The following is a 16,449-nucleotide window of genomic DNA, read 5'->3' as shown; positions in this document are numbered from 1 at the left end:
TTCTTTATAATATTTGTATGAAGCTTATTTGTATAGGTCGTAATTATACCGATCATATTGAAGAATTAGAAAATGAAAAACCATCGGATCCTGTGGTTTTCATGAAACCTGATACGGCTATTTTACTAAAAAAACAGCCTTTTTTCATACCCAATTTTTCTGAAGATGTGCATCATGAAGTTGAGATTTTGGTAAAAATCAAAAAAGTAGGAAAACATATTGATAGAAAATTTGCTCATAAATATTATGATGAAATCGGGTTGGGTATTGATTTTACAGCTAGAGATTTACAGGCTAAATTGAAGTCAAAAGGGTTGCCCTGGGAAAAAGCCAAAGCTTTTGATGGAGCTGCCGTGATTGGAAATTGGGTGTCTAAAAAAGAATTTGCTGATATTGATAATATTGATTTCCATTTAGAAAAAAATGGAGAGGTTGTACAAAAAGGAAATACAAGGTTTATGCTCTGGAAGATTAACGAATTGATAGAATATGTGTCAAAATATTTTACTTTAAAGATAGGAGATGTTATCTTTACGGGAACACCGGCAGGAGTTGGCGCTGTGAAAGCAGAGGATACGCTTACCGGTTTTATAGAAAAGCAACAAATTTTTTCAATTAGAATTAAGTAAATGAGCAAAGGGTATAGCTTAGAAAGTGTTAATGAATTGTCTGGCGGAGATGATGAATTTATAACAGTATTGGTACAAACTTTTTTAGAAGAAATACCTCCCGATCTTAGTGGTATGGTGCAGGCGGTAAATGATAATAATCCTCAGACAGCCTATCAGTTCGCCCATAAGATGAAACCAAACCTTCAGTTGTTTGGAATAGATCTTTTGAAAGAGATAAAGCAGATAGAAGCTTGGTCAAAGTCTGGTAAGCAGCAATCAGAAATTGAGCCTATATTAAATCACATCGTGATTACAGTGAAAGGAGCAATTGAAGATCTGAAAGCCGACTTTCAATAATTATGCAGGCAGAAATAATCACCATTGGAGATGAAATTCTAATCGGTCAGATTGTAGATTCTAATTCTGCTTTTATTGGTAAAGAACTCAATAAAATCGGTATTGATGTATATCAAATTACTTCTGTCCAAGATGATAAGAAACATATTCTTGAAGCTTTAGAAAATGCTCAGAATAGGGTAGATGTTGTACTGATCACCGGTGGACTGGGTCCGACAAAAGATGATATTACCAAACATACTATTTGCGAGTTTTTTGATGACACGCTTATTCAGGATGATGCTGTTTTGCAACATATTGAAGATCTTTTTGCAAAATATATTCACACTCCGGTTACAGATATTAATAAAATGCAAGCGCTTGTTCCTAGTACATCTACAGTTTTGAAGAATAATTTTGGTACTGCACCAGGAATGTGGCTTGAAAAAAACAACACAGTTTTTGTTTCCATGCCCGGAGTGCCTTTTGAGATGAAAAATTTGATGAAAGATGAAGTGCTTCCAAGACTTCAGACAAAATTTGAACGCCCGTACATTATTCATAAAACGATATTAACTTATGGGTTAGGCGAAAGTGCAATTGCAAAAAAAATAGAGAAGTGGGAAGATGATTTGCCGTCTTTTATAAAGTTGGCATATCTTCCTAATTTAGGTAGAGTAAGGCTACGTCTTTCTGCTCGTGGTTTAGACGAAAAGCTTTTAAAAGATACCATAGAAGAAAGAATTGCCGACTTGCACACTTATATTGGAGATATTATTGTGGGTTTCGAAGAGGACGAACCCATTGAAGTATTAATAGGTAAAATTCTATGTTCTCGTGGACAGTTCTTAGCAGTCGCCGAAAGCTGTACAGGTGGAAAAATAGCGGAATCTATAACTGCTCACGCAGGTTCTTCATCTTTTTTTAAAGGAGGTGCTGTTACTTATGCTACGCAATCTAAAATTGATGTTTTAGGAGTAGAAGAAGAAATAGTAAAAAAATTTACTGTAACAAGTCATGAAGTTGCAGAAGCAATGGCTGTAGGTGTTAAGAATCAGTTTAAATCTGATTACGCTATAGCTACCACTGGTAATGCTGGTCCGTCAAAAGGTGATGGTGATGTGGAAGTAGGTACCGTTTATATTGCAATTGCTAATCCAAACGGTGTATTTTCTGAAAAATTTGTATTTAGTAACTCTAGAGAAAGAACTATTGGGAAAGCGGTGAATAAATCTTTCGAGTTACTTCTTAATGAACTGAATTAGTAGGTTCTTATTTAATGGCTTCATTTTTTGTCCATTCAATAGCATCTTGAAGATTTTTAAAATTATAAAAAGGTCTTTGAGCAAAGTGCTTTTCAATTTCCGTAGATATTGTACTTATTGAATTGTAAGTAACTACACCATATCCTTTAAAATTATCCATATATTTTAGTGGACAATTCAGATAATCTGTAGGTACAATAGAATGTGAGTTTACTCTGTCAGAAATATAGGTAAAAGGTCTACCGTCGCCATAATGTTTTAGTATTACGGGTATTAGGTCGTCAAGTTTTCCCAAAGTAATTACTTCACCTTCTTTGATCTCCGCAATCATATATTGATCATAGATGTAATAAGTGCCTAGATTGAGGTCGTACTTTTGAATCAATGTGTCATTTAGTCTAACGCTCATAACTTTTATTTTTCTGTTAGTTATGAATACGTCGAGAAAGAGTGGTAATAATTTCTTTTTAGGTGTTGAAATTCAGTATTTTAAAATATTTTTAAGAATTTCAAACGTTATAGCCTAGCCGACACCAGTTTTATTTTCTTTGGAAATTAATAAAACATTAACAAAACAATAAAAATTGTATTTTGGATCTCAATTGTAATTAATTATTCCAAAAATGCAATGTATTTAATATTGCTGTAGAAGATTAAGTCTATTTATTAAGAGATTGTCTAGCCTTTGTTAAGGATTTGAGTCTGTACTGTTTGGTGCCGTAATGAGATTGTCTACCCAGAGGATGGCTTCATCCAAATTATCAAAAATTTTAGTTTCATTTTCAAGAAATGATTGTTCTAATGCTGCCACTTTTGTGTTAATTGCATCATAAGTCACTACTCCATATCCAATAAAATTGGGGAATAGTTTTGAAGACTTGAAATGTCCAGTCGGGACAAACGAATAAGAATTTTTTCGGTTTGATATGTAAACAAAAGGAGTTGTGGTTCCGTAGTGCGAATGAATTAATTCAAATAAGTCAGTACAGTTTTCAAAAGTGAGTATTACACCTTCCTTTATTTCAGAGATGATATGATTCTTATAAAAATAAAATGCTCCAATAGCAAGTTCGTGCTTATTAATAAGCTTTTTATTAAAATCGTGAACCATTTTTAGCCTTGACGTTTTCCAATTACAACCGTAATATAGTGTTTTTTAATACATCTTTAAAAAACTTCCTGTTATTTTAAATAAAAAACATTTTTTGTGTTAATTATTTATGTTTTAAAGGGTATGAAATAATTTAGTCGTGTACGATTAGTTCATCAACCCACTGTACTGCGTCTTCAAGATTGTCAAAAATTTTAGTAGGTACATCAAGAAAAGATTGTTCAAGTGAGGCTATTTTATTGTTGATAGAATCGTAAATAACCGCTCCATAGCCTTTTAAATTCGGGAAAAGTTTCGCCGATTTAAAATGTGTTGTAGGTTTAAACGAATATGAGTTTACTCTATTAGTTATATAAACAAAAGGAACATTGTTGCCATAATGTTCTTTGGTTAATAAAAACAATTTAGAAGCTTTATCGAAGTCAATTGAAACCCCTTCATTCATTTCTGCTATAAGAAAGTTGTCATAAAAATAAAAGGTTCCAATATCTAAAACGTGCTTGCGCACTAGTTTATGAGTACTGTTTTGGAGCATAACATTTTTTTATTCAATATACGATTTCGGACTTTAAAAATCAACCAATTGAATAAGTTCTTTAGTATTTTTTTTGTAGGAAAAAAAGAATTGTAAGAATTTATAATATTGGATCCAAGTACATACTATGATAAATAAAAAAAGCGGATCTTTTTTAGATCCGCTTGTTTACTACTCAATTACCCCATATCAAGTAGTTAGTTACAGTTATGAAAACTAACTGGTGTAAAAGTAATGGGTATGTATGATATGTGATATAGGTATAAATACCTGTTTTATTCAGATGAATTTCCTTAGTACTCTTGTGGAATATTTTATACTAGTTTAATAAAGCTAAAAATAGGAACATCATTTTACAAAAAAGTCTATACCTATGGTGTTTTGACAGGGATTGACAGAAAAATTAAAAAAACACCAAAAAATTACAAAACTATTATTGGTGGTTCGGTAAATAATTCGTTAATTTGCACCCTGTTTTGAAATAATACCAAAATCAAGAAGAGATGTCAAGAGTTTGCGAGCTTACAGGTAAAAAAGCGATGGTGGGAAATAATGTTTCTCACGCTATGAATAAAACAAAACGTAAATTCAACGCGAATTTAATAAAAAAGCGTTTTTATATTCCAGAAGAAGATCGTTGGGTAACACTTAAGGTGTCTACTGCAGCTTTAAAAAATATTAATAAAAACGGTATTGCTGCTGTTTTAAAAGAAGCAAGAGCTAAAGGTTTCTTGACAAAATAAATCAGCTTTTAAAAAGATACTACAATGGCAAAGAAAGGTAATAGAGTTCAGGTAATTTTAGAATGTACAGAGCATAAAGCTTCTGGTCAACCAGGTACATCTAGATATATTACTACAAAAAATAAGAAGAATACTCCTGATAGAATGGAAATAAAGAAATTTAATCCTATTCTAAAGAAAATGACTGTTCATAAAGAAATAAAATAAGAAAATGGCAAAGAAATCAGTAGCATCGTTACAGACAGGGTCAAAGAGATTGACAAAGGCTATTAAAATGGTCAAGTCTCCAAAAACAGGAGCATATACTTTTGTAGAGTCAATTATGCAGCCTGATGCTGTAGATGACTTTTTTAAGAAAAAGTAATTCCTTAAAAAAATATTTTAAAAAGAAGCCGTTTCAATCTAATTGGAATGGCTCTTTCTTTTTATATTTATGCGATTTTATGGTGAATCCATACATTTAAATGATTAGTATCCTGAATACAACACATGAGTTTGTTTAAAAAAATATTCTCTTCTGAGAAAAAAGAAACCCTAGATAAAGGGTTAGAAAAATCCAAAACCAGCTTTTTTTCCAAATTGAGCAAGGCTGTAGCCGGTAAATCTAAGGTAGACGATGATGTACTGGATAACCTCGAAGAGGTTTTGGTATCGAGTGATGTAGGTGTAAAGACTACGATTAAAGTTATAGAAAGAATAGAGGATCGAGTTGCAAAGGATAAATACCTAGGAACTGAAGAGTTGAATCAAATTCTTCGAGAAGAGATTGCAGGTTTACTTTCTGAAACTAATTCTGGAGAAGCTACGGACTTTGAAATTCCAGAAGGTAAGAAACCATATGTTTTAATGGTGGTCGGTGTTAATGGAGTTGGTAAAACTACAACCATCGGTAAGTTGGCTTATCAGTTTAACAAAAAAGGATTAAAGGTGGTTTTGGGTGCTGCGGATACTTTTAGGGCGGCAGCTATTGATCAATTACAAGTTTGGGCTGATCGGGTTAATGTTCCTATCGTAAAACAGGATATGGGTAGCGACCCGGCATCTGTAGCTTTTGATACATTGCAATCCGGAGTAAATCAAGATGCTGATGTGATCATTATCGATACGGCCGGACGATTGCATAATAAAGTGAATTTGATGAATGAGTTGACTAAGGTGAAACGTGTAATGCAGAAGGTTGTTGGCGATGCTCCGCATGATGTCTTGTTAGTGTTGGATGGCTCTACCGGTCAGAATGCCTTTGAGCAGGCAAAGCAATTCACTGCAGCAACAGAGGTAACTTCACTTGCGGTAACAAAACTGGATGGAACTGCAAAAGGAGGAGTGGTAATAGGGATAAGTGATCAATTTCAGATTCCGGTAAAATATATTGGAGTAGGAGAAGGTATAGAAGATCTTCAGGTGTTTAATAAATACGAATTTGTAGATTCTTTTTTTAAGTAGTATACCACTGTTACGAAATAGTTAAAAAGGTGTTGTGATATAGTCAGAGCACCTTTTTTTTATATTTTCAGTTCTTAAAATATCTTCATAACAGTCATTCTATGAGAAAATTAGTATTTATTTTTATATCACTTTTGGTCTTGGGTTCCTGTAAAAAAGAAAAACAAGAATCTAAAAAAGAGATACAATCTAGAGTAGTTTGGGAGCCTTATGATGAGTCTGAAGACTTAAAGGCTACAAGGAATCTTGATCAAGAAAGAATGCATTTGAAACTTGTGAATTCTAAAGTTTTAGATAAGAATGATATATGGAGATCCTTAGAATCGGAATTAGATTATTTTTCCGCAGAAGATTACAATAAGTTGAAGAAATTTATCATTGAAAAGGATATACCTGCTATTCAGCAAAGTGTAAAAGAAGGTAAGCTTTCATATGAAGAGTTGGTTAAGTTTTTTATTTATAGAATTAGAAAATATGAGAGTGATAATTCTTTATCTCTAAATGCAGTTATATCTTTAAATCCAAAAGTTGTAAAACAAGCAAGAGAATTGGATAAAGTGGATAAAAACACTATTGATGTTAATTCTGTCTTTGGAATACCAATTATGCTTAAGGATAATATTGGTACTAAGGATATGCCGACTACAGCAGGTGCAATCGCATTGCAAAATAATATAACAGATAACGCTTTCATAGCAGACAGGTTGTTAGAGCAGAATGCTTTGATTTTAGGCAAAGCCAATCTAAGTGAATGGGCTTATTTTTTCTGTTCAGGATGTCCGGTGGGATATAGTGCTATGGGTGGACAAACGCTTAATCCTTACGGAAGGATGGTTTTTGAGAGTGGAGGATCTAGTTCAGGGAGTGGTGTGGTGGTTGCAACTAATTTTTGTGTTGCAGCAGTTGGAACAGAAACGAGTGGTTCTATACTTTCTCCATCTAGTCAGAATTCTATTGTAGGATTGAAACCGACAATCGGTTTGTTGAGTAGATCTGGAATAGTACCTATTTCCGGCACTCTGGATACGCCCGGGCCTATGACAAAAAGTGTTGTCGATAATGCAATATTACTAAATGCTATGGTTGGCGAAGATTCTAGTGACAGTGCCTCAGTGTCTTCTACGGTTGATTTTTTAGAATCAATAAAAGAATCAGTCCTCAAAGGGAAGCGTTTTGGCGTGGTAAAATCATTTTTAGAAGATTCTTTGTACGCTCAATCTGTTGATAAAATAAAGAAAGCAGGAGGAGAGATGGTTATCGTAGAACCAGAGCAAGTGGCACTACCAGGTTTTTTAAGTATTTTGAATGTGGATATGAAAAAAGATCTTCCAAGATATATAAATTTATATGCAAGTGATGATATTACTGTCAAAACTGTTGAAGATGTTATCACTTTTAATTTGCAGGATACTCTCGTTAGGATTCCATATGGTCAAGGAGTTTTTGAAGGAATTATAAAAGATACTACCACAATCAAAGAGCTAAAAAAAATAAAGCAAAACCTTCAGGATGTAGCCCAAAATTATTTTGATAGTCAGCTTAATACTTATCATCTCGATGTTTTTTTGTCTATAAATAATTATCATGCAGGATACGCAGCTGTAGCAAAATATCCTGCGCTTACCGTACCGATGGGGTACACTGATAAAGGAGAACCTAAAGGACTTACTTTTATTGGTAAACCTTTTACAGAATATAAATTACTGCAATTAGGACACGGATATGAATCAATATCAGAAGCACGTAAGATGCCCGAAAAATATTTGGATTAAGTCAAAAAAATAGCTACCAAATCGGTAGCTATTTAAATGTATTTTAAAAACTGTACAAGCGTTTAGAGTTTCAATTTTTTTAGTACACTGTCTGCAACGCAGTTCTGTCTCCAGAAGTAAAAGGACGATCGGTACCGTTGCTACAAGCTAACATCCAAGATCCATTTTCTGGTCCTGCGGGCGTACCTGGAATGTAAATAGCTCCTACGCCTGCTTGTCCTTCGTCAGCTGTTGATCCACCACAGCTAAAAGAACGATCAGAATAATCAGTGTGTCTAAATCCAATAGCATGTCCTATTTCGTGAGCAATTACAGTCGCTGCATCTGCAGGAATGCCTCCTCTACGTGGATTGTAGATATCAGAATTTAGTACAATTGGTGATGCTGGGTTTCCATTTGCATCAGGAAAACCTGCACTTCTGCCAAGAATAATACCGCCTCCCGGAGCTCTTCTTAATTTTTGAGATAAAATATCAATATCCGCTCCTTCAGTATTAGCTCTTTGGAAAGAGATGTCCAGTCCTAAACTGTTATAACGGTTTAATGCATCATCAAAAGCGGCTTGCATGGTTGAATTGAATTTAGAATCCATATAAACCATAACCGTTCTTGGGGTGCTGACTACATTAGTGGTTCTATAGTGTTTGTTGTTTTCGTTTCCGAATGCTACTGTTGGTAACATTTCTTCAATCTGTTTTTCTGTTAGAAAGATATCTTCTACAGCAAAACCTTGTTTCCCGTCGAAGGTGTCTTCAAACGCTGTTTCTGTATCAAATCCTAAGGTTTCTAATTTTGCTTTTACTAATGGGTCAATTGATTGTATTTCTTCTGTAGAATCGGATTCACAGGAAATAAACAAAGAAGCTGTTAGTAACGCAGCTCCGAACATTGGTAATAGTCTACCTTTTTTCATAAGTTGAGTGTTTTTTGAGTTAAATAAAATAGATGTACAACAAGATCTTGAAAAGACTTGTTGAAAAAATGTATAAAAAAACGCATCTATATGAAATAGATGCGTTTGTGTAGTATGTTTAATTTGCTAAAGATTCTCTGGCGCCACCATCTTCTAGCACAGCTCTCATTCTAAGTTTTTGACCATTAGAAAACATGTACATGCAGGCGTCATCTACATAATCCATATAGTTCATAGTCATATCAGTAGATTTACAATGAGTCGTTGGGTACGCTGGGCATCCATAGTTTGCTCTGTCTGAAGATGGAGTGTCAATTACGAAATCATCTTGTCTACAACGACCATCTCCCCAAATGTGTCTTAGGTTTAGGTAGTGTCCTACTTCGTGAGTGGTGGTTCTACCGCCATCAAAAGGAGCGGCAACATAGCCTTGTGTTCCAAAATACTGAGGAGCGATTACTACTCCATCGGTGTCTGGACTTCCTCCTGGAAACTGTGCGTATCCCAAAATTCCGCCACCAATATTACAAACCCACATATTTAAATAATTTGAAGGATCTACTGGGTCAACGCCACCTTGACTTGATTTTTTCATATCGTCTCTGGTTCCCCAGGAAGTTCTTGAAGAAAAAGTTCTGGTAACTCCAGCAAGCGTAAAGTTGATTTGAGTATCAGCAGCTTTATCTGCAAATTCATTAGGAATTTGATTAGCATCAGAATTGGTCATTCTAAAGTCTTTGTTTAGAACTGCCATCTGCGAATTGATTTGAGCGTCACTAATATTCTCTTGGCTTGTGTTGTAGATTACATGAACATATACTGGAATATTAACTACAGGAAAATCAGTTGCTGGTTCATCACCACCTCCGCCGCCGTTTCCGCCGCCGCCATTTCCATTTCCGTTTCCTGGTCTTTTGGAGTCAACAAAACGTTTAGTTTTGGATTCGATTGCAGCTAATTTGTTAGCAAGTTCAGGATTTTCTTCTAATTGTTTTTTTAGGATATAATCAGAATGACAAGCTCTAGCTTTTCCTGTGATTTCCCCGTTTTCTTTGATGATTTGTTCTTGTGTGATCTCCTGTTCAGGAATTTCATCTTTAGAACAAGCCGTTACGATTAGTGCGAGGGCCGCAAAGCCCATAAATACTTTTTTCATAAAAAAATATAAATTGAGTTAAATGATTCGTTCAAATGTAATTAAAAGAATGTTAAATACGCAAAATATTTTATAAAAACTTGTGATATTTTTAATTAATATAATGCTTTTTTGTATACTAAACCATTGATAATTAAATTTTTAAGTAATAATAAATAAAGTAGTATTTTTACTACTAAAGATAAGTTAATAAAAAAAGGAGAGGTCCTTTTTGGGACATCTCCTTTTTACCAAAATAAAGATATAATTGAAACCTCTGCAGTGATAGAGAAATTGGTCTTACGTATGAAAAATTAATGCTATTCTCAGAGATTTCGGATGGTTGAATACTTACTACAGATTCAACTCAATTTTCCCCAACTTATTTGTTGGTAGTTTATAATTTTACGGTTATTAAAAATAATGAGGTGCAATAGATAACTATAAAGCCTCCATATACTAAGATCTGATGTTTTTCTACTAAATTTAATATTGACATAGGGTAGTGATATTTGTTAGGTTTAATTCAGTGAGTATCTACTTGTCATCAATAATCCTCTAATAAATTATTTGATGTAAAAGTTACGCGTCTTGTGATGTGTCAATTCTATAATAGTTTAGTGTTTTTTATTATTTATACTCTTTTCTAAGAGTCTTCATCATCTTGATCATCCTCGATACAGAATTCTATGAACATTGCCCAGCTATTTCCAGGGAAATCATTTCCGGCAGCCCAAGCTGTTTCTTCACCACAATAATCATCATTGTCTGATTTTGTAGTCTTAGTGTCTTCATCATCCGTGTCATCATCATTGTCTTCATCTTCACAATCTCCGCAGTCAACTTCGGCGTGAGCAGCAAGACAAAAACATGTTCCGATATCTGCTAATGGAATTGTATACGTAAATTCACTTACACCATCACCGTGCTCAGTTTTATAAGGAAATTTACCTATTTTAGGATTTCCTTTTTTAGTTGTTGGTAGGTCTTCGCAATTACCTACATATAAGTGTGTTGCTTTTAGCGTCCAGCTCCCGGTGTTTGTAGATGTGTTTAAGCGACTTTCAGTCTCGTCTTCTTGAGAGCAATTGGTTTTATAGGTAACATAAAGGTTTGTCTCGTCGGCAGTAACTTCTACTGTACCTGCTAGGTGGTGTTGTCCTGCCATAAGATCCATACTAAAAGGAAGGACTTCGCCATTTTCTGAAACAGTTAAAGATTTTATATTTATTCCTGTTTCTATTTCTTTTGTTTCATCAAATGAATTTAATGTTTCGTTTTCGCAACTTGATAAAAACAACGTGGTTAACGAAATAAAGATTAGAGATAAAACTGAGGTGATTTTAATTTTAAAGTAGTTTGTCATAATAGTTAATTTGTGTGTTATTTTGAGGTTTTTATTTAAGCCCTGTCAAAGAATAATTCATCGTTACTAATACCATCTCCATCTCTGTCATCAAGCATGATTCTATTCTCTTTTATTTTTTTGACATTCCAATTGTTGTTCAGCTTGTTTAAAGGAGCTTCAGTTCCAAAATCCAGTATAGCTTCTAGTCCACCATCAGCTCTGGTACGTACAGACCAGGTACCGTTGGTGATTTCATTGTTGCTATCATCACCGTCGTTGTCTTCTAATGTGATGATTACAGTGCCATCTTCTGAAAAATCAAAAGTGTAGTTTCTGTAATTATTGGTTTCGTTGCTTTGGTTGTCTTTATATTTTTGAACTTCTAGTAACTGACTTGTTATAACTCGTGTAAAACGTTCTTCACCTAAATCATTTTCATCGCAATCGTCTATGGAGTCTTCAATTGTTTCTTCAAGATCATCAAGGCTATTGATAAGAATTTCTGAACCATCAGAAAGAATTACAGTGATAGGGAATCCGATATTTACTATATCATCTTCATCTAGATCCTCAATAAAATTGTATAATTCTTGATCACTAGTAAAAGTGATCGTTTCTAGTAATTCACTATTTTCGTTAAATACCGATACTGAAAAAGGGTATTGAAAGTCTATACATTCGATATCATCGTCCTCATCTTCTTCATCTTCCTCACAATCTTCTATGAATGTTTCTAATTGATTTTCATTTTCTATAATCATTTCAGAAAAATCACTGAAAATTATCGTGATCGGAAAAATAAATTCTAAATTATCAATATCATTTTCGAATTCGTCAAAAATATCCTCTATTAGTACGAAGTCATCTTCGCTGTCGATCGTTATATCAATCCCATTAACATTGAGCATAACGGGTAATGCTACATCAAAACAGCTGGTGCCATCAAGAATATTATCACCTGATCCATCATTCATGGCTGTCTTAAGCATTAGATCAGCAACTTTTGAATTTGCAGCAAGTGTTCGATCCTGTGGTGCGCCAATTTCTTCATCAAGTTCTGTTCTGCATGACGAGGTTAGGACGAACATAGAGATCGTTAAACAAAGTAGTAAAGAGTTGATTTGTGTTTTCATGATATTTTGGGTGCTAATAAGTCGGTCTTGTAGATACTAAAACAACTAACTTCTAAAAACTCCTTTTATTTTTTTGCTTTTTTCTACATTTACCTTCAAATCTTCTTTGCGTATGTCAAAAGAATTACAGGAAAATGTTTGTGATGAAAAGGTGTTTTCGATGATATATCGAAAGTACTCTAAGGACATATATAATTTTCTCTACTATAAATATGGAGAGACTTTAGAGCCTAACGATAAGATGCAGGATGTTTTTATCAAACTATTGTCTAACTGTAAGGAGGTCTCACCTCAAAAAGCAAAAGGTTTTTTATTTAAAGTGGCAAAAAATATGATGCTCAATGCAATCAAACATCAAAAGGTAGTACTTAAGCATAGAGAGATAAAACCAAAAGATTACACCAATGAATCACCAGAATTTATTTTAGAACAACAACAGTTTTTGCAAAGGTATCAGGAGGCATTAAGTAGATTAACTGATGATCAACGTACTGCTTTTTTATTAAATAAAGTAGAAGGAAAAAAACATGAAGAAATTGCCGAGATGCTGGGAATTACCAGAAAAGCTGCAGAAAATAGAATATATGCGGCGTATAAAAAGCTAAAAAACGAAATAGAAGGATTTAAATAAAGGAGTTTTTAGAAGTTAGTTGTTATATATATAGACCCAAAAGTGAAATGGATAAAGAATATCTTATAAGGAAGTGGTTAGCAGAAGAACTAACCGACCCCGAACTTGAGGCTTTTAAGAAATTGGATGATTATCACATGCATACCAAAATTCTTGAAGGTGCTCAATACTTTAGGGCCTCAGATGTTTCAGAAATAGCAGATGTTGAGGAAATATATGCTAAAATGAATTATCCTTTGGAAACAGTTTCTAAAAAAAGAAATTGGTACCAACCGCTATTTAAAATTGCTGCGGCCCTAGTTGTGCTGATTGGTATAACGTTCTTTTTCTTTACAAATAGCGATAGTGCATTCAAAACAATGGCAAGTGAAAAACTAAGTTTTGAACTTCCGGATCAGTCTGAAGTAGTTATTAATTCGAAATCAGAGATTTTCTTTAATGAAAATACCTGGAATGATAAAAGAGAAGTGAATCTGGATGGAGAAGCATTTTTTAAAGTAATGAAAGGTTCTGCCTTTGATGTGATCACAAAAGATGGTAAAGTTACCGTTTTAGGTACTCAGTTTAATGTAAAAAATAGGGATAACTATTTTGAAGTTAAATGTTTTGAAGGCCTCGTAAAAGTTAAAACTTTAAAGCACAACCAAAACCTACCAGCGGGAAGTGCTTTTAAAATCATAGATGGGAAGATTACTTTTGAAACTATTGATCTAAACCGCCCCCAATGGTTAAGTAATATTAGTAGTTTTAAAAGTATTCCATTCTATGAAGTTATAAATGAGTTTGAAAGACAGTTTGATGTGCGCATTGTTGTTAAAAATGTTGACACAAAAAGACTCTTTACAGGAGGTTTTAAACATAATGATATGGAAGATGGGTTAAAATCTATAACTTTACCCTTAGATTTGACTTATAGTATTGAAAATTCAAACAACATCATACTACGCACTAAAGAATAATAAAATAGGAAGAGATTTTATCATCTTCCTCCTTTTTGTTTCTATTTTTTTTCAAGTAAATGCCCAAAATACAGAAACAAGGGAATCTCTACCCTTGGTTGATGTTTTAGCACAGATCGAAACAAAATTTTCTTATCAATTTACATATGCAGACGATACAATAAAAGATGTCTTTATTTCGGCTGTTCCAAAAGGTGTATCCTTTGATCAGGTTTTAAATTTTCTAAGAAAAGAAACAGGACTCAAATTTACTGTTGTTAACGATACTTTTATCGCTGTAAATAAAGGGAGTCAGTCTTTCTTTATTTGTGGATTCATCAAAGAATTAACCACAGAAATCCCACTTTCTGGAGTAACGATAAGAGGAAAAAAAACATCTACCATAAGTAATGAACAAGGGTACTTTGAATTAGAAGTTTTTGATAAAAAAGAAATTATAACCATTAGTTACTTAGGTTTTAGAACCATTTCTAGAATAATCAGCTCTTTTGTTGGAGATATTTGTGCACCTATTTACTTAACACCAAAAACTGAAATTTTAGCAGAGGTAATTCTAAAGGATTATTTAACAAAAGGGATTAATAAAACGGATGATGGTGCTTTTCAGATTGACTACGATGAATTTGGAATATTGCCGGGTTTGATTGAAGCTGATGTGCTACAAACGATACAGGCGCTTCCGGGTATTCAAAGTGCAGATGAGACGGTTTCCAATATAAATATACGCGGTGGTTCACACGATCAAAACCTAATTCTTTGGGATGGAATTAAAATGTATCAATCCGGACATTTTTTCGGTCTTATTTCAATTTTTAATCCATCTATTACACGAAAAGCAACGGTAATTAAAAACGGAACAGATGTAGAATATGCTGACGGTGTTTCAGGAACAATTTTAATGAATACAGATACTACAATAAATACTGATTTTAAAAGTACGATTGGAATTAATCTTATAAATGCCGACATATTCGCAGATATTCCTGTAGGTAAAAAATCATCTGTACAAGTTTCTGCAAGAAAAGCGATAAATGAATTTTTTGAAACGCCAACTTACCAGCAATATTTTGATAGGATCTCTCAGGATAGTGAGATTGGTGATAATAATGAAACAGATATCGGATTTGACTTTTATGATATTAATCTGCGATGGAACTGGAAGATCTCAGAAAAAGACTTCGTAAGAATCAACTTTCTAGGAATTAGTAATGAATTGGTATTTACAGAAAATGCTACGATAAACTCAGTGAATACTTCCAGACAAAGTAGTCTAAATCAGAATAGTATAGCAGGTGGGATTTGGTATCATAGAAACTGGAATGATAAGTTTACATCTACTTTACAAGTTTATGAAACAGATTATACGCTGAAATCTGAGAATGCTGACCTACAGAATCAGCAAAGATTTTTACAAGAGAACATTGTATCTGAAACAGGTGTAAAACTTAATACACGCTATTTATTAAAAGATCATATTACATGGCTTAATGGATATCAACTTATGGAAACCGGAGTGTCTAATCTTAATGATATTGATAATCCTGTTTTTCGAAGAAATAGAGTGAGAGTCATACGAAATCATAGTGTATTTTCACAAATTGGTTATAAAGGAAGAAACATACGTAATTCGGTTAATGTTGGAATTCGATATAGTTTTAATGAGAAATTCAATACCCATATTATTGAACCAAGGTTTAGCTATAATCAGAAGTTTTTAAATTATTTTAATTTTGAAATATTGGGGGAATTCAAACATCAGAATACGTCTCAAATTATTAATTTTCAAAATGATTTTCTAGGTATAGAAAAACGGAGGTGGGTTTTAGCGAATGATGAAGATATTCCTGTGATTAAAGGCAAGCAAGTTTCTGCAGGATTACAATACAATCGAAAAGGATGGCTGATCAGCTCTGAAGGATACCATAAAATTGTAGAAGGAATTACTGCTCGAAGCCAAGGATTTCAGAATCAATACGAATTTGTAACGGCAATCGGTGAATATACAGTTACGGGTGTAGATTTTCTTGTGAATAAAAGATTTAGAAATCTAAGTTCCTGGTTGGGATATTCATATGCAAATAACCAATATACTTTTGAAGCTTTTGAGGAGAACCTGTTTCCGAATAATATAGATATAACGCATTCATTCAATTTGGGAGTAGCATATACTATTAAAGACTTAAAAGTATCTGCAGGCTTAAATTGGCATTCTGGTCTGCCAACTACAAGACCCGAGTTCATGAATGAAGTATCAAACAACGAAATTAATTATAACCCTGCTAACAGTAGTAGGCTTCCTGAATATATGCGATTGGATATCTCTGCTACTTATGATTTTGAACTTACTAAAAAGTTAAAGTGTCACGCGGGTATTTCTGTTTGGAATTTTTCTGACAGGAATAATACCATTAGTAACTATTACCGGATCGATCAAGATAATCAGCCTAAAGAAATAGTCAATTCTTCTCTAGGGATCACTCCTAATGCAACTTTTAGAGTATCTTTTTAATATTT

18 protein-coding genes are annotated in these 16,449 nt (G+C 33.5%); 11 read left to right on the top strand and 7 right to left on the bottom strand.

What is annotated here, in order from left to right:
- Positions 1 to 17: 17 nt before the first annotated feature.
- Genes ACE94K_RS20660 through ACE94K_RS20650 form a run of 3 tightly spaced genes read left to right on the top strand, consistent with a single transcriptional unit; the run spans position 18 to position 2,212 of the window.
- Positions 18 to 629, top strand: a complete 612-nt coding sequence (locus ACE94K_RS20660) for a fumarylacetoacetate hydrolase family protein (RefSeq protein ID WP_378176969.1) — start codon at positions 18 to 20, stop codon at positions 627 to 629.
- Positions 630 to 968, top strand: coding sequence for an Hpt domain-containing protein (locus tag ACE94K_RS20655; protein WP_378176966.1), 339 nt, complete (start codon positions 630 to 632; stop codon positions 966 to 968).
- A 2-nt stretch (positions 969 to 970) separates the two neighbouring features.
- Entirely contained in the window at positions 971 to 2,212 is a 1,242-nt protein-coding gene (locus ACE94K_RS20650) for a competence/damage-inducible protein A (RefSeq protein ID WP_378176963.1), read from the top strand.
- 7 nt (positions 2,213 to 2,219) lie between these two features.
- Here ACE94K_RS20650 and ACE94K_RS20645 read toward each other — a convergent pair whose 3' ends face one another.
- From ACE94K_RS20645 to ACE94K_RS20635, 3 genes are all read right to left on the bottom strand, one after another.
- Complete coding sequence (locus ACE94K_RS20645) at positions 2,220 to 2,621, bottom strand: hypothetical protein (RefSeq protein ID WP_378176960.1); 402 nt, start codon at positions 2,619 to 2,621, stop codon at positions 2,220 to 2,222.
- Between the two features lie 279 nt (positions 2,622 to 2,900).
- Positions 2,901 to 3,323, bottom strand: a complete 423-nt coding sequence (locus ACE94K_RS20640; protein WP_378176957.1) for a hypothetical protein — start codon at positions 3,321 to 3,323, stop codon at positions 2,901 to 2,903.
- 133 nt (positions 3,324 to 3,456) lie between these two features.
- On the bottom strand, positions 3,457 to 3,858 hold the full coding sequence (locus ACE94K_RS20635; RefSeq protein WP_378176954.1) for a hypothetical protein: 402 nt from the start codon (positions 3,856 to 3,858) through the stop codon (positions 3,457 to 3,459).
- Positions 3,859 to 4,361: 503 nt separating this feature from the next.
- Between ACE94K_RS20635 and rpmB the strand changes: the two genes are divergently transcribed.
- The 5 genes from rpmB to ACE94K_RS20610 all read left to right on the top strand — a co-directional run bounded on the left by rpmB (position 4,362) and on the right by ACE94K_RS20610 (position 7,816).
- Complete coding sequence (gene rpmB, locus ACE94K_RS20630) at positions 4,362 to 4,601, top strand: 50S ribosomal protein L28 (protein WP_118461811.1); 240 nt, start codon at positions 4,362 to 4,364, stop codon at positions 4,599 to 4,601.
- A 24-nt stretch (positions 4,602 to 4,625) separates the two neighbouring features.
- Positions 4,626 to 4,808 carry a 50S ribosomal protein L33 gene (gene rpmG, locus ACE94K_RS20625; RefSeq protein ID WP_013868805.1) on the top strand — a complete coding sequence of 61 codons (183 nt, stop codon included), beginning with the start codon at positions 4,626 to 4,628 and terminating at the stop codon, positions 4,806 to 4,808.
- A gap of 4 nt (positions 4,809 to 4,812) precedes the next feature.
- Positions 4,813 to 4,965: a DUF4295 domain-containing protein gene (locus ACE94K_RS20620; RefSeq protein WP_378176949.1), complete on the top strand. Its 153-nt coding sequence runs from the start codon at positions 4,813 to 4,815 to the stop codon at positions 4,963 to 4,965.
- A gap of 125 nt (positions 4,966 to 5,090) precedes the next feature.
- Entirely contained in the window at positions 5,091 to 6,044 is a 954-nt protein-coding gene (ftsY, locus tag ACE94K_RS20615) for a signal recognition particle-docking protein FtsY (RefSeq protein ID WP_378176946.1), read from the top strand.
- A gap of 101 nt (positions 6,045 to 6,145) precedes the next feature.
- Positions 6,146 to 7,816 carry an amidase family protein gene (locus tag ACE94K_RS20610; RefSeq protein ID WP_378176943.1) on the top strand — a complete coding sequence of 557 codons (1,671 nt, stop codon included), beginning with the start codon at positions 6,146 to 6,148 and terminating at the stop codon, positions 7,814 to 7,816.
- A 79-nt stretch (positions 7,817 to 7,895) separates the two neighbouring features.
- Here the strand turns inward: ACE94K_RS20610 and ACE94K_RS20605 are convergent, their stop codons facing one another.
- The 4 genes from ACE94K_RS20605 to ACE94K_RS20590 form a co-directional block, all read right to left on the bottom strand.
- The gene (locus ACE94K_RS20605; RefSeq protein ID WP_378176940.1) at positions 7,896 to 8,729 is read right to left on the bottom strand and encodes a M57 family metalloprotease; all 834 of its coding nucleotides are present in this window, start codon (positions 8,727 to 8,729) and stop codon (positions 7,896 to 7,898) included.
- Positions 8,730 to 8,847: 118 nt separating this feature from the next.
- The gene (locus ACE94K_RS20600; protein WP_378176937.1) at positions 8,848 to 9,885 is read right to left on the bottom strand and encodes a zinc metalloprotease; all 1,038 of its coding nucleotides are present in this window, start codon (positions 9,883 to 9,885) and stop codon (positions 8,848 to 8,850) included.
- A 625-nt stretch (positions 9,886 to 10,510) separates the two neighbouring features.
- Positions 10,511 to 11,230, bottom strand: a complete 720-nt coding sequence (locus tag ACE94K_RS20595) for a hypothetical protein (protein WP_378176934.1) — start codon at positions 11,228 to 11,230, stop codon at positions 10,511 to 10,513.
- A 35-nt stretch (positions 11,231 to 11,265) separates the two neighbouring features.
- Positions 11,266 to 12,345, bottom strand: a complete 1,080-nt coding sequence (locus ACE94K_RS20590; protein WP_378176931.1) for a hypothetical protein — start codon at positions 12,343 to 12,345, stop codon at positions 11,266 to 11,268.
- Between the two features lie 112 nt (positions 12,346 to 12,457).
- On the opposite strand from ACE94K_RS20590, the gene ACE94K_RS20585 reads away from it, so the two are divergent.
- The 3 genes from ACE94K_RS20585 to ACE94K_RS20575 are packed head-to-tail and all read left to right on the top strand — an operon-like array spanning position 12,458 to position 16,444.
- Positions 12,458 to 12,976 (top strand): RNA polymerase sigma factor, encoded by a 519-nt coding sequence (locus ACE94K_RS20585; protein ID WP_378176928.1) that lies wholly within the window; start codon positions 12,458 to 12,460, stop codon positions 12,974 to 12,976.
- A 47-nt stretch (positions 12,977 to 13,023) separates the two neighbouring features.
- Entirely contained in the window at positions 13,024 to 13,935 is a 912-nt protein-coding gene (locus ACE94K_RS20580) for a FecR family protein (protein ID WP_378176925.1), read from the top strand.
- Positions 13,895 to 16,444 (top strand): TonB-dependent receptor plug domain-containing protein, encoded by a 2,550-nt coding sequence (locus ACE94K_RS20575; RefSeq protein WP_378176922.1) that lies wholly within the window; start codon positions 13,895 to 13,897, stop codon positions 16,442 to 16,444. Before ACE94K_RS20580 ends, ACE94K_RS20575 begins: the two co-directional genes overlap by 41 nt.
- Positions 16,445 to 16,449 lie beyond the last annotated feature (5 nt).

This window comes from Aquimarina besae (genome assembly GCF_042434905.1).
GTDB lineage: Bacteria > Bacteroidota > Bacteroidia > Flavobacteriales > Flavobacteriaceae > Aquimarina.
This window is presented reverse-complemented; position numbering and strand designations above follow the sequence as displayed.